General features: G+C 59.0%; 11 protein-coding genes and 2 pseudogenes. 6 read left to right on the plus strand and 7 right to left on the minus strand.

From position 1 onward, the window contains the following. Positions 1-73 precede the first annotated feature (73 nt). Together QM600_RS15380 and QM600_RS15385 are read right to left on the minus strand one after the other, a co-directional pair. A complete protein-coding gene (locus QM600_RS15380; RefSeq protein WP_283262346.1) occupies positions 74-1,777 on the minus strand; it encodes a sensor histidine kinase in 1,704 nt (567 codons plus the stop codon). Continuing rightward, positions 1,774-2,430 (minus strand): response regulator, encoded by a 657-nt coding sequence (locus QM600_RS15385; protein ID WP_283262347.1) that lies wholly within the window; start codon positions 2,428-2,430, stop codon positions 1,774-1,776. The genes QM600_RS15380 and QM600_RS15385 overlap by 4 nt, the downstream gene beginning before the upstream one ends. Positions 2,431-2,640: 210 nt before the next feature. Between QM600_RS15385 and QM600_RS15390 the strand changes: the two are divergent. Further along, a pseudogene (locus QM600_RS15390) lies at positions 2,641-3,396 on the plus strand (AfsR/SARP family transcriptional regulator). 324 nt (positions 3,397-3,720) lie between these two features. After that, a complete protein-coding gene (locus QM600_RS15395) occupies positions 3,721-4,689 on the plus strand; it encodes a hypothetical protein (protein ID WP_283262348.1) in 969 nt (322 codons plus the stop codon). Here the strand turns inward: QM600_RS15395 and QM600_RS15400 are convergent. After that, the gene (locus QM600_RS15400; RefSeq protein WP_283262349.1) at positions 4,664-5,968 is read right to left on the minus strand and encodes a diacylglycerol/lipid kinase family protein; all 1,305 of its coding nucleotides are present in this window, start codon (positions 5,966-5,968) and stop codon (positions 4,664-4,666) included. The genes QM600_RS15395 and QM600_RS15400 overlap by 26 nt on opposite strands. A gap of 17 nt (positions 5,969-5,985) precedes the next feature. Next, positions 5,986-7,233 (minus strand): M23 family metallopeptidase, encoded by a 1,248-nt coding sequence (locus tag QM600_RS15405; protein ID WP_283262351.1) that lies wholly within the window; start codon positions 7,231-7,233, stop codon positions 5,986-5,988. A gap of 175 nt (positions 7,234-7,408) precedes the next feature. Between QM600_RS15405 and QM600_RS15410 the strand changes: the two genes are divergently transcribed. Continuing rightward, positions 7,409-8,044, plus strand: a complete 636-nt coding sequence (locus QM600_RS15410; protein WP_283262352.1) for a DUF5701 family protein — start codon at positions 7,409-7,411, stop codon at positions 8,042-8,044. A gap of 9 nt (positions 8,045-8,053) precedes the next feature. Here the strand turns inward: QM600_RS15410 and QM600_RS15415 are convergent, their stop codons facing one another. Further along, positions 8,054-8,425, minus strand: coding sequence for a hypothetical protein (locus QM600_RS15415; RefSeq protein WP_283262353.1), 372 nt, complete (start codon positions 8,423-8,425; stop codon positions 8,054-8,056). A gap of 243 nt (positions 8,426-8,668) precedes the next feature. Between QM600_RS15415 and QM600_RS15420 the strand changes: the two genes are divergently transcribed. Then, positions 8,669-9,010, plus strand: coding sequence for a hypothetical protein (locus QM600_RS15420; RefSeq protein ID WP_283262354.1), 342 nt, complete (start codon positions 8,669-8,671; stop codon positions 9,008-9,010). Here the strand turns inward: QM600_RS15420 and QM600_RS15425 are convergent, their stop codons facing one another. Continuing rightward, positions 9,011-9,859 carry a fumarylacetoacetate hydrolase family protein gene (locus QM600_RS15425; RefSeq protein ID WP_283262355.1) on the minus strand — a complete coding sequence of 283 codons (849 nt, stop codon included), beginning with the start codon at positions 9,857-9,859 and terminating at the stop codon, positions 9,011-9,013. Between the two features lie 815 nt (positions 9,860-10,674). On the opposite strand from QM600_RS15425, the gene QM600_RS15430 reads away from it, so the two are divergent. Further along, the gene (locus QM600_RS15430) at positions 10,675-11,646 is read left to right on the plus strand and encodes an alpha/beta fold hydrolase (RefSeq protein WP_283262357.1); all 972 of its coding nucleotides are present in this window, start codon (positions 10,675-10,677) and stop codon (positions 11,644-11,646) included. 247 nt (positions 11,647-11,893) lie between these two features. Continuing rightward, positions 11,894-12,556, plus strand: a pseudogene (locus tag QM600_RS15435) (esterase-like activity of phytase family protein); the annotation flags it as partial. 265 nt (positions 12,557-12,821) lie between these two features. On the opposite strand, the gene QM600_RS15440 reads toward QM600_RS15435, so the two are convergent. Continuing rightward, a complete protein-coding gene (locus QM600_RS15440; RefSeq protein WP_349307263.1) occupies positions 12,822-13,283 on the minus strand; it encodes a TSUP family transporter in 462 nt (153 codons plus the stop codon). Positions 13,284-13,349 lie beyond the last annotated feature (66 nt).

Raw genomic sequence — 13,349 nt, forward strand, 5'->3', positions numbered from 1 at the left:
CAGAAACCGTACAAACAGGTCATCGGCTCGGTGTTGCAATGTACGGCCTCCACGACAAGCATCCCGGGCGCAGTCAATCGAGCACGGCGGTCAGAAGAACGTCGCGGGACCGCTGCACGAGCGTGACGCTTGATACCACTGCAGCGATCGATGCCAGGCCGATACCCGAATCACCCACCGCAGGCAGGGTTCCCGGCGAACTGATCTGCACCACCAAAGACCCTGTCTGCGAACACCCAATCTCGACACCTACCGGTCCGCCGATGCCATGTTTGACAGCATTGGTCAACCCCTCGGACAGGACGTGGACCACGGCGTCGAGTCGAACTGATCCCGCCGGAGCCAGCGCCGACACCGCGTCGTCGACACTACTGTCTATCGGAATTGCATAGCGCCACACGGCAAGAACTTCATCGATTCGAGAGCGGGCATCCGAATCACCATGCCGATCCGTCGATCCGGGCACCGAGTTCTCGATCTCTTCGAAGATCCGCGTCAGCGTTCCTGCCACATCGACAGAACTGTGATCCCCGGAAAGCCATGACGCTACAATCAACTCGCCCTGCACCGAACTGTGTAATAGACCGGCGAGTCTGCGCCGGTTTGCGTTGAGTTCACCGTGAATTCGAGATGCCTCGCGCGCCTGCTCGCTGAGCGCAGCGCGCAGTTGCTGCTCTTCGTCCCGACGTTGAAGATCGGCAGCCCGGATCAAACAGATGATCAAGGCAACCAACGGGTACACGACCATAACCGAGAGGTAAAAGATCGGGGTATACCCGAACACCGCCAGCAGGACGTACGTCACAGCGCTACTCGTCAATGCACCCAGTCCGTAGGCGGCGGTGAGAGAAACGATTCTCGCCAAAGGACTCTCGGCTCGGACCACCTTCACTGCAGCCAGATTGCCGAGAACGAGTATGGCAAATCCCACGGCAATCTGGACCAGAGCGAACACCACGCCGTACGTAACGAACAGATAGATCGCGGTCAAAACGGTATACGCGACAACAGGACCATAGAGCGGTGCTGCTTCCACCGAACGCACGACGCCGGCGACTCGGTCACGAGCCGTCATCCTTACAAACGTAGGCCGTGCCTCACGCCGCGGTGCTTCTGCCAAACGCGATGTTTCCCGAAAGAGTCGATGACTCATGGGACGGACGATCTCGTCGGATATCCGTCGCAGGAGCGCAGCGCCCTGCGCCCCTTCGAGTTCCGTGTACGCAACCGTGCCCATCACGGCAGCGATCCTCCGCTCGAGTTCGTGCCGACAGTGCAGACGTACCTCGTCGAGTCGGTAACGATCACGTACCTGTTGCATAGCCAGTGCACTGCGCGACGCAAGCAAACTGCGTTGCAATTCGATGCGCTCCCGCAGCGCCCCCACCAAGAGTCCGATGAGCGACAACAGAACTACGCTGCACACCGTATTGAGAGCCACCCGAACCAGCATCGGCCGAGGATCCACCGGAAGGTCAAGCCCAGCCGTAGTCGCATCGAGAACAAACGGCCGGGTCGCACCGATCACGGCAAACGCCACGAGGGCCGGCCACGGCGACGGTCGTGCCCGCAGAAGCTCCCGAGTGATCAGCAGCATGATGCCCACAACGCAGTGCGTGAGCAGTGCACCCACCGACATGAGCGCAACATCGCGGAACCCGGTGCACAGGTAGTAATTTGTCATCAACGTGATGGCAAACGGCAGCGTCAGAATCCACGACCACGAGGTAACGGTGTTTCGATCACCGAGCCGATGCCACCAGCCCCCCAGGTTCATGCGGAGTCGATGTCCTCAGGCGGCCCGAAGTGGCGGATGAAGATTCCCGCTGCCAACACCCTCGGGTTGATCGCCGGATCATGTACCAAATCCAAGCTGCCCAATGTGCGCGCAATGAGTTTCTCGACCCCACGGATCGAAGACCCTCGATGTGCTGCGATTGCAGCATTGGACCAGCCCAGCGCAATGTATCGCAGGAGGTCGAGTTGTGAGCGGGTGAGATGCGCCAGCGGGGAGTCGGCAGCGCCGCCGTCCGGCAGTGAACTCTCCGCCAGTGCCGTCTCCACAACTTCCACCAACTGGTCCGTCGACTGGACAGAACCCTTGTCTACGAACAGTGACTTGGGTGGCACTCCCGACGATCCGGGTGCCGACGACGCATTCGGGTAGTTGGTGAGGAACACAATTGCGCACGCCGGCGCCTTCACCGCAACGATGTTCGCAAGGTCGATTCCGTTGGGTCGCGCGCCGAGATCCACGTCCGTCACCAACAGGTCAGGATCGAATCCGTCGAAGACCGCGAGCGCCTCGGCTGCGGTGGTGGCCGTATGAACTGTGAACCCGGCATGTTCGAGGGCGCTGCCGACGAGCGTGCACATGAGTGGTTGATCCTCCACCACCATCACGCGCCGCACCCAACGATCGTTCACCATGATAAAAGGTTAACCGGTTGGGACAGAATATCTTCGATCGAGCGGTGGCGCTTCGTGCATCGGGAATGAAGACTGAGACTCCAGTAACGCAGCAGCTAATTGACCGTTTTGTACCGCAGAGCGTGCAACAGATAATTACACTCGAACGGTCCGGCAATCGCCGGCATCGAGGAGAGACCTGTGATCTATCGCCTGCTGGGTCCACTGGAAGTGGCCAGGACCGCCACTCCCGGCGACGTCGTCGATCTCGGTCCCCGCAAACAACGCATCGTCCTCGCTGCACTTCTCCTCCACCGTGGCCGCGTCGTATCCACGGATCGTCTGATCGAGGCACTGTGGCACGACGACGCTCCGGGAAGCGCGATGGCCAGCATCCAGGCCTACATCTCCAACCTGCGCCGAGCACTACGCGTCGAACCCGGCGCCGCATCGCCGATAGTCCGTCAACCGCCCGGCTACCTTCTCGACATTGCGCAGGAGCAAGTAGACCTGAGCGATTTTCTCGACGCGACCGACGCGGCACGGCGGTTCGCGGAAGACCTCGAATGGGAATCCGCGCTGCAAGAATCCGAGCGTGCGCTCAGTCTGGTTCGCGGCGCCCTGCTCGAAGGTCTCGGCGATGAAAACTGGACTCTTCCAGAGGCCAACAGTTTCGAAGAAATGCGCACGGAACGTCGAGAAACTTGAGTCATCGCACTCTTCGCACTCGGACAACTACAACCCGCTTTGGTCGAAACCTCTTACCTGCGTATTGAATTCCCGTTCCGAGACCAGACGTGCTGGCTACGAATGTTGACGCTACACCAGGCTGGGAGGACACCCGACGCGCTCGAGAAATTCCGGCTGTACGAGTCCGTGCTGGATCACGAACTCGGCGTGGCGCCCGGAGACGAACTGCGTGCACTGCAGAGCACAATACTGCGCCAGGAACCGACTCTCGTCGCCTGGCCACGAAATCCGGAATAGACAGGTGCACAATTTGTTCCAATTCCGTCGAGGAAACAACGCCATCCAGTGCGGATCTCACAGAATCTTTCCGAGATTTTGTCGGACGCGCCGAGGAATCCGCAGTCGCCGATCGTATGCTCGATGCCGTTCGCAGCGACTCTCCGCGCTGGCCACCTCACCGGGCCTGCTGGAATAGGGAAGACCAGATTTGCCGAAGAATGCTCTGCCAGAACCACTTCGATGCGTGTCTGAACCGTATGGACGCGATGCCTCGAAGACATCGGAGCGCCCTCATGGTGGCCTATCCGCAGGGGGCTTCGAGATTTGGGTGCCGACCCGGACGTGCTGCTCACACTTCCGACTGACACAGATCCCGACGCGGCCAGATTCACCCTGTACGAACGCATTCTCGACGTGGTCGAGAATGCGGCAGCCAGTGCGACATCGTTGACCATCGTCGTCGACGACATCCAGTGGGTGGATCCGGCGACTTCACGTTGCCTGACATACCTTGCCGGCACAGTGCGCAAGTCTCGAGTTTGGTGTGTACTCACACTCCGAGACTCGGACATCAGTAACCACGTACGCACCTTGATCGATGCCGTGCTGCACGGAGAAGGAACCCGCCACCTCGAACTTCCGTCGCTGTCTGCGTGCGAAGTTACCGAACTGGCACGCGAAGCCTCGGGCGAGACCCTGACCTCAGATGAGGCCCACGTCCTCAAGGAACGCACCAGCGGCAATCCACTGTTCGTCTCCGAATATTCTCAATTGCCACGCGACAAACATTGGGGCAAAACGATTCCCGCTGCGGTCCGTTCTGTTCTCGGGCGCCGCGTCGCATCCGTCGATCCCGACCGTTCGAGTCGACGCGCACAGCACCTTCTCTCCGCTCTGCCACTGGCCGATCCCAGCGAAGTACTCGACGCATGCACCACAGCTACGAAAGAGGAAACAGCGCAATGGAGTTCGGAAGGCAGCGGCGCACTGGCTCGTGAACCACGTCATCGGAGCGCTTTCTGCCACCGGGACGGCGCGTTCACCCTGTTCGTCATCGGAGTTCTTGCTCCGCCCATCGCTGATGCTGTTGTCCCGCATGCAAACTCCATTAGACAAGCACTCTCGCGGTGGGCCGCCGGAGGCACACTCCCCAACTTCTCCCCCAGCACCGATCCCAGCACCGACCCCGAACGAATCGCACTGACCTACGACGAAGACACCGCGCACTGGCTCAGCGCACTGGCTGACACACACGATCCGAAACGTATCCTGGCGACTGGGCAGGTTATGCGTCGCCCCTTCGGAAGCTAGCCAGTTCACGTAACTTCACCAGGTCGAAGGTTCGTTTCGGCCGCGCCACCCCCGGACGGTGGCGCGGCACCCGGACCCGAAGAGCAGCCGGCCGAACCGTACATCGCACCGGCGTCGGCATCAGCAATGCTTCTCCGTCGACGCCAACCGGGATAGACGGCATGTTTGCGTCGACGATTACCTCGGATGTCGTTGCCTGCGTGAGTCCGTGCTGATGCGTGCGGCGAAGCAATCCAATCACCTGACGCGTATTTGTCACCGACAGAGCAACAACACCAAGTGTTCCCAAGTCCAATCGCGGGCGACGACCGAGACCTGCCAGGTCTGAAGTTTCGTAAGGGCCGTTGCTCACTAATACCGCTTGCGGGCAGTCGATCACGCTGCCAGCAACGTGTGCGATCAGGTGCGCGCCGTCCTGCCCGGTAAGTACGTCCGGAAGCATCCGCAAGGCAGTGCTGGTCTTGGCATCGCGATACGACGGACTCTGCACCACCTCCGCATACGCACCGAACGACGCGTTGTTGACAAACGTCCGGCCGCCGACCGTCCCGATGTCGACGAAGATGTCGATGCCGTCGGTCAGCGCATCCAGGCAATGAGACGGATCTTGAAGGTCCAGACCGAGGTCGGCAGCAAAATGATTTCGCGTCCCCGCACTGATCACCAGAAACGGCAGACCGTGCTCCGCCGCGACAGCCGCGACGAGGGCCTGCGTTCCATCTCCCCCGGCCACCCCGAGTAGATCAGCTCCGTCATCGACAGCCTTGCGTGCAAGTTCCGCCACATCCACCGGGTGGTCCGCATCGAGAACAAAAACCTCTGCGCCCAACGCTTCTGCCTTCTCACGCAATCCGAACTTGCCGACCTTGCCTCCGCCGGAATACGGATTCATCACCAGAAACGGCCGGAGGGGAGGCGTCGACGGATATTCCGGGACAACAACATCCGACGGGTCATCCGCGAGTGCTGCGCGGGCGCAGAGCGCTGCCACGACAAACAACCCGAAAGTCAACAGCACCACCCAAAGTAGGTGCGCACGAACGAGAAAGACCACAACCACTATCGGAGTCAACACCCCGACACACAGGGCGAACCACCGCAGAAAGCCGCGACTGGTCAGAAACCAGTAGGCCGCCACTACACTCACGACCAGGGCTCCGACACCCAGGATCAGGAGCATCAACGTCTTCAAGCCGGCGAAGACAAGAAGAACGACGACGGCCACGAACATCGCCGCCACTGCTGATCGGGCCAGCCACCTCTGCCTACCGGTTCCCATTTACACAAGCCTACTGATTAGCCGGCGGCTACGTCGTACGTCATGACATCGAGTGTGAGCGGCATCTGATTGCTGCGGGGACCAGTGGCCACTCCCGTCGCGAACTGTGCTGCGCCACCGGTGTCCGTGACGTCGGCGAGGTTGTCCATATTCGCGATCTGGTTGGTGAGATCAAACGAACGAATCTCGAATGGAAGGCCGTTCGACGCCAAAGGATCCGGCCCATCCATGATGTGGAAATGCAGATGGGGAGCATCGGTATTTCCGGAGTTACCCAGCTTGCCCAATGATTGACCCGCTGTCAGGTTGTCGCCAATCTTGAACGGCACGCTCCCTGTTTGCAGATGAGCATAGAAAGCGAATCGGCCGTCTCCAAGATCCTGAACGACATGATTTCCACCGTATTGCTCAACGGTCAACCCCGTGGGGTTGGCACCCGGCGTCGGCTCCGGAAGATCGTTCACGATTGACACGATCTTTCCGGCAGCCACCGCATACACATCCGTCCCGTAGTACGGATAGCTGTTGACCGAAGTGCGATCTCCGTTAAACATCTTCCCATCGGACGTCAATTGAACATAGTCGATGGCAAACCGCTCGGGTGCGAACAATTGACCGTTGAGAGGGCTGACAGCGCCGCGATGCGCCGTCACCGAACAACAACCATTACCGTCGAGCCAGTTCTCACCCTTCAACGGCGGATCGATTGTGATCGCAGACTTCGTGGACACCGCTGTACGTGCAACGGTCTCCGTCAGATCGGCCGGCAGCAGAGGCGGATCCGGACTGGTGACCTGGAGCGATATCCGGTGCTCCATCACCTCCGGGATGTCGGCCGGCGACGGCACAGTCACATCCAACCACGCCAGTGCCGACTGCCCGGGGCCCAGGATCGTTATCGGTTCCGTAGCCCCGAAGACCTTGACCCAGGGCAAGAGATTTTCGGTAATCGGACTCTGCAACGGCGCCCCGTCGGCCATTGGCACGATACCTCGCAGATTAACCGGCTGTGCGAGCGTATTCGTCAGAAAAAGTTCATAGGCGAGGTGAACCTTGCCGTCGGTGGCTGTCACCGGTATCGGATGAGCAAGAATCGCAGCAGTCACCGGAGTAAGAACGGCCAGAGCAGGACTGGAAGACGGCGCAGTTGCAGCGAATTCCGAAGAGGTTGCCTGCGTCATATCCTGCGCATCGGAGCAAGAAGCCACGAACGCTGCACCGACAAAAATTAATGCAATACTGTTCTTACGAGTCAGATATGCCATTCGTGAATATTAGATCAATACATGACCGGTCGGAATAATCGTTGCAAATACATCGCATGTATTTATGAATCAACTGTCATACTGATCAATTGGCATACCCATAATTTTGCACTGCAATCATGGTCATCCATTTCCATGAATGCATCACCTTCGCGAGAGTCCGTACAATTGACAGATGCCTTCAACGCTCCCCCCACTCGACCAGCAATCCAAACGACTGATCGAACTCGGAGTTCACCAACTCGCCGGCCTCCCCGCAGAAGCCCTACGGGTCGCCGCAACACAGGCGCACACTCCCGGCGCGCTACTGACAATCCACGAAAAGTACGCTCCCGCATCAGTATTGGCACCATTGCTCAGTCTCCACGGCAAGCAAGGCTTCATTGTCACCGACATGACTGACGTCGACCAGTTCCTTCCCACCGAACACAGTGCGCTGCCGGATAATTCGCTTCACTTCCTCGAAGGAGTCGATCGCGGCGACGACATGGCCAACTGGAGTCCGGACGAAGCACTGCCCGCAATGATCGAAGCCCAGCGCACACCGCTGACCCTCACCGAGGGAATCCATTGGCTCTTGCAGTGCCCCGACGCCCTCGAACGCAGCAAATGCTTCATGACCATCGGCTCGCGACTGCGTAAACCCAACGGCGCACTCGATTCCCGCACCCCCGCACTGTGGATCAGCAACGGCACCGGACGCGACGGACGCGACAACAAGAATGCACCGAAAGTCGGATGGTGCTGGGCCGGCAACCGTCACACCTGGCTCGGATTTGCTTCCGCGAGCAATCGGACGCCTCTAGGGTAGTTGACGCGGTTACAGGCTTCCGAAGGAGCCGAACGGATTCAAATTAGGTGCAACCCACTGGTTGAACTGATTGCCCTGGTTCTGGTTCCACTGATTGTTGTTCTGGTTCCACTGATTGTTCTGATTCCACTGATTGTTCTGATTCCACCGGCCTGGATCTTGGTTGTTCCAGTTCTGGTTGCCACGGTCGCCGTCACGGTCGCCATCGTGATGACTGACGCCGACGGGATAGGCGCCCTGCGTCGCCGAGTGATCCACAGCAGTCGGAGTGTCCGCGAATGCCGGTGCAGCAAAGAGTCCCACCGGGAGAATCACCAGCGACCCGATGACAGCAATCCGGGCAAGCCGGTGCTGTGAGTGAGCCTTCTTGGTGTCGTTCATGATAAATCCTTCGTGATCGCAGCGAGGCCACTTCACTCGTCTCACGCCCCGCTAGTTCTATCGTTTCAGCCCGTCTTCAGGCTATGAGTCCAGTCAACGCCCGCCAACGCCACTTTCCTGGCATCGCCCTGTGAATTCGATCCGAATTCCGACACCAGCTGACAACGTGGCCGCATAGATCCGCTCAGACGGGGTAGACGAGCAGTACCGACCGCCGCACCACCTCATTCAGTGGAGTACGCAATGCTTCTTAACGACCAGTCGATTCGTGATCGCGCCCAGAGTTTCGTGGCAACGTTGTCCCCGGAGCCGAAATGGCCGCCGCCGACTCCGTCACAACGTGTCGCGACCTGGAGCGAGAGGTCAGAGATGCTCGGCGCCCTGTCGGTGCTCGTTTTCTGGGCTTTCGGATTGGGCATCGTCCTGGGCATCGGCGCGATCGCTGCCGGGGTATTCGCGATCGGTCAACGACCGCCGGAGCGCGGTAGATCCCTACCTGTCGACGCACTGGTCGGATTGGCCGTGGGCACGCTCGGCTTGATCTTCAGCGCCGCGTTCTTCGGCTTGGTTCGACCATATTTGTAGCTATTCGCCCCGAAGCCCGAAGGTATGCCGCATCTCGCCGATCCCCTCCACGTACGTCGTCAATGTATCCCCTTGGCCAAGCAGGACTTTCGGGTTACGGCTGAAACCGACCCCGGCCGGCGTGCCGGTGAAGATGGCATCTCCGGGTAGAAGCGGCACGATCCGAGAGAGATACTCGATCACTTCCGGAATCGTGAAGAGCATGTCGCTGGTGCGACTCTTCTGCATCTCGACTCCGTTGATGCTGCAACCGAGCTGGAGGTCGTCGGGGTTCTCGAACTCATCGGGCGTAACCAGAACCGGACCGATCGGACTGAAGCCCGGAAACGACTTGGCCAAACTGAACTGTTGCGGCGGAGTTCCGGCCCATTGTGCATGGCGCTCCGAAAGATCCTGTCCCACAGTTAGTCCAGCCACATGGCTCCATGCATCTGCAGCCCTCACACCTTGCGACGGCTTGCCGATGACAACAACGAGTTCCGTCTCGAAATCGACAGCTCCCGGAGGCAAGAGAATCCGATCGTACGGACCGGCCACCGAGGCGGGAAACTTCGCGAACACAACCGGGATCTCGGGGATATCCAAGCCCGACTCCACGGCATGGTCACGATAATTCAGGCCGATCGCGAAGATCTGTGGAGGCAGCGGCACCGGACTCGCAAGCTCCGACTCTTCGATTGCGACCGTCGGCGCACCGTCGAAATCCGCCGCCCATGTAGTGAACTCATCCCATCGGGAGTATAGGCTCTGCACATCTGCCGAGAACGCCCCGCCGCTCGCAATCTCGACATCAACAGCGCCCGAGCCTGTTCCGAGGCAAGCGCGACCTAAAATATTGTAGATACGCATAATTGAAAGACCTTTCGAATAAAGATTGCTGCTAGTCAGAAATGAACGTGCGGTCCCAGGACGGATTTTGTGCTATCCGCTCTGCCGGAGTCTCGCCACGATTACTGGCGAACACAATCGTCTTTCCATCCCGGGAGTAGACGGCATTTCGGTGCCCTCTGGAACACAATGCGATCGCCATCGGGGAAATACCGGGTACGCGTCATACTCACGTACCGGCGCCGGCGCAACGGACAATGCGCCGCCAGCTGCAGCTACTCGGTAGATCCCCGGCACGATCTCATCCCTTCATCAGTCGTTTTGTTCATAGTGCCAGCGATGCAGTACTTTCCGAGGCACTTCACGGAAATCAGATGAGATCGTGCAGAGTAACGACGGCTTCTGTTGTGCGCGACGGCAAGCACATCGTCAGCTCACGCAGGTCATTTCGATCTCTACAAGCACTGCCAGGTGATTCAATGGGTCCGCTACATGATCCAGGAGAAGGCACGCCGACAAGGTGGTACCGCTCGTGATCAACTCTGCTACTACCGAGAGTGTTTCGAGAATCTGACCATGAAGCGCCAGTGCGCATGTCAGGTTCGTCGACAAACAAGCGCGACCGATGCATGAAACATGTTGATAGAGAACATATTTAAAAAACCTTCTACAGGAACATGTCAAGTCGACTCGATCTAATCCATACTGTGCCACAATGCGACCAACTTGTCGGCAGGATTCACGGATACCACTACCGCGATCGGGGTACCACTCGAACAGTCGACATCGCGGCCAGGCTCCGGCCGCGTCGCTGCCCCGCTCACGAGGAGACGGACATGATGAATGCTGGATCACGGCTCGCGATAGCTCTATTCGCCTGCACAGCAATGGTTTCAACCGGATGCTCGAGCACCCCGACGCCAAGCACCGCAATCAGTGCAGACTTCTCCGGCCTCGTGGACATCGGCGGAGGCCGCGCCATGTATCTGACGTGTCAGGGGTCAGGATCGCCCACCGTCGTACTCGTCTCGGGCCGGAGCGACCGAAGCGATATATGGCAGAGTGCGGCAACCCCGGAACAGTCCGGCCCGCCAGTCTTTTCCGGCGTATCCGAGACGACACGTGTGTGCGCCTATGACCGTCCCGGGACAGTGACTATCACGGGAGAACACGTGGAGGCCAGTCGCTCTACCCCCGTTCCTCAACCCACCACCGCAGCCGACGGGGTGCGGGACCTTCACGCCCTCCTGAGCGCAGCCGAGATCCCGGGTCCGATTGTTTTGGTCGCCCATTCCTGGGGCGGGCTAATCGCCCGGCTTTACGCCGACACATATACCACGGACGTCGACGGCGTGGTTCTCGTCGACACCCTCACCGAACTGCTCTACGACGGTCTCACCCCGCAGGAGCAGGAGTGGTGGCTCACGCTCAACAGTAATTACTCACCGGACCTCGAGCCGTACAATCAGGAGAAAAGCAACTTCGAACCCACCTTCCAGTCCCTGCGGGACGCCGGTAATCCTCAACCCATGCCGGCAGCCATCCTCACCTCGGACCAGCCTTATAGCCTTGAACCCATTGCTGCTGCAGGCGAATTGCCGCCAGCTATCCCGATGGACTTCGGTCAGGTCATCTTCGCCGCCCACCTTGCGGGTCAAAATGCGCTGGCCGAACGACTGCATGCAAAACTCGTGCTGGACACGAACGCAGGCCACTACGTCCAGACCGAACAGCCCGCACTCACGATCACCACAATCAACCAGGTTGTTGATGCTGCCCGAACAAATCCGGACCAGTGGATTTCATGAAGTACATGCGCAGGTAAACGTACAGGACGAGGAACCTTGCCGATACGCAGTACTCGAGTCAAGTTTCGTTAATATGCCGCCTCTACGGTCGCCGCATGCAACAACGAACTCGCCATATACTCGTCACAATCCCACTGCTCCTAGCGCTCGGAGCATGCTCAAACACTGAAACATCCTCTGAAAATGAAGGTTTCACGGCCACTCACCTTGACTCCATGCAAGTAACCTACGGCCTGACTCCGTTCGGTGTGGCACTCGGCCACGCTTCTACACACTCGAACTCATTCTCGGTCCTGACGGCCGCTTCGCCACGGACACACAGGTTGTGACAGAAATGACGCCTATCGCGGGCCAGGGTGGCGAACCATATCCGAAGAAGGGCGTCGATCCGGAGTCGATTCGCCGTGTGCTCGACAGCACCGACATCGTATACACCAGCAAAGGCGACGCGTCGAAGTTGATCGCACCGCTCGTTCGCCGGGCGACCGCACAGGGTGAGTTCGTTCGCGACTATGCACCACCGTCGCAATATCTTCCGGCGGCCGACGCCAGTGGCGTCCAGGTGACCGGTGTCCGCAACAACCTTGCGTTAGAAGGATTGACGTTCTCACCGGACGGCTCGAAGATAGTCGCCGTCACCGAGAACTCACTGATGCAGGATGGCCAGATCCCCTCTCCCGCCAGCGGAACCGATTCCCGGGTAATCATGTTCGACAGCGCGAGCGGCGACGTTGTCGACGAGTACATCTACGGGGTCGAACCGATCAGTGGCACCTATCCGGATATGTTCAGCGCCAACAGATTTACGCTGAAGGCCGACCGCGGCGTTACCGAAATACTGGCCGTCGACGACAATATCAACCAAGAGGGGTTGCAGTACAACATGTTCCACGTCCCCGCCGTGAAGTAGTTCGGAAAAGACACGTGCCCTACGCAAACATGATCGTGAGCGCACCGGCAAATCACGACCAGAGCAATAACACAGGACCTGAACGCCTTGACCGGCAATCTTCTCGCGATCCACATTCCAAAAGCATTGCCCAACAAAGCAATGACGATGCAGCCCACAATCATCGGCCACATCGCGATCGGTTGCACATCCGTGTATGCCCACAGCAGCGCAAGAGACAAGGTGTTCGTGATGACGAAATAGCCTGCAAGGTCGCCGATGAAGCTCATCGGCGACAATTTCGCCCGCTGAGTAGCAGGACGACCGGCGGGCCGTTGAGAGAGGTCGTGGTGCTGAAGTAACCACCGACCATACCTACTGCAATATTTGTCGCACGAGAAGGAGGTTTGGGATTCGGCGATGACGGAAGCACCATCGCCAGCCCGCACAGCACTGTCAACACAGCCGCGGCAGGTTTGAGATACTGACCGGGGAGCATATTGACGGTAAGGACCCCGAGCCAGGCTCCAGGCAGACTCGCACAGCCCAAGAGTGCGACTCTGCCCCAATCGATTTGCTCACGCAGCTGAACACTCACAGCTATCCTCGTCACCAGCCCGACTATCAAGTTGACGACAACAATTTCAATTACATCGACACCTGCGAGCAACATCAACGGTGTTGCGATCAGAGCAGTACCGAAACCCGTGGCACCGCCGATGATCGACGCAAAACCCATACACAACATTGCCGACAGTAGGGACTGCCCCCACTTTGATTGACTCGTGGGGTTTATAGGCTCAGGCCGCGTCTG

Source organism: Rhodococcus sp. IEGM 1379 (assembly GCF_030056815.1).
Lineage (GTDB): Bacteria > Actinomycetota > Actinomycetes > Mycobacteriales > Mycobacteriaceae > Rhodococcus_F.

What these genes read in the sequence shown, in the direction of transcription:
- QM600_RS15400 (WP_283262349.1), bottom strand. Translation starts at nt 5,968, where the DNA reads ATGGGAACCGGTAGGCAGAGGTGGCTGGCCCGATCAGCAGTGGCGGCG.
- QM600_RS15420 (WP_283262354.1), top strand. Translation starts at nt 8,669, where the DNA reads ATGCTTCTTAACGACCAGTCGATTCGTGATCGCGCCCAGAGTTTCGTG.
- QM600_RS15405 (WP_283262351.1), bottom strand. Translation starts at nt 7,233, where the DNA reads ATGGCATATCTGACTCGTAAGAACAGTATTGCATTAATTTTTGTCGGT.
- QM600_RS15385 (WP_283262347.1), bottom strand. Translation starts at nt 2,430, where the DNA reads ATGGTGAACGATCGTTGGGTGCGGCGCGTGATGGTGGTGGAGGATCAA.
- QM600_RS15425 (WP_283262355.1), bottom strand. Translation starts at nt 9,859, where the DNA reads ATGCGTATCTACAATATTTTAGGTCGCGCTTGCCTCGGAACAGGCTCG.
- QM600_RS15380 (WP_283262346.1), bottom strand. Translation starts at nt 1,777, where the DNA reads ATGAACCTGGGGGGCTGGTGGCATCGGCTCGGTGATCGAAACACCGTT.
- QM600_RS15415 (WP_283262353.1), bottom strand. Translation starts at nt 8,425, where the DNA reads ATGAACGACACCAAGAAGGCTCACTCACAGCACCGGCTTGCCCGGATT.
- QM600_RS15410 (WP_283262352.1), top strand. Translation starts at nt 7,409, where the DNA reads ATGCCTTCAACGCTCCCCCCACTCGACCAGCAATCCAAACGACTGATC.
- QM600_RS15440 (WP_349307263.1), bottom strand. Translation starts at nt 13,283, where the DNA reads ATGTTGTGTATGGGTTTTGCGTCGATCATCGGCGGTGCCACGGGTTTC.
- QM600_RS15430 (WP_283262357.1), top strand. Translation starts at nt 10,675, where the DNA reads ATGATGAATGCTGGATCACGGCTCGCGATAGCTCTATTCGCCTGCACA.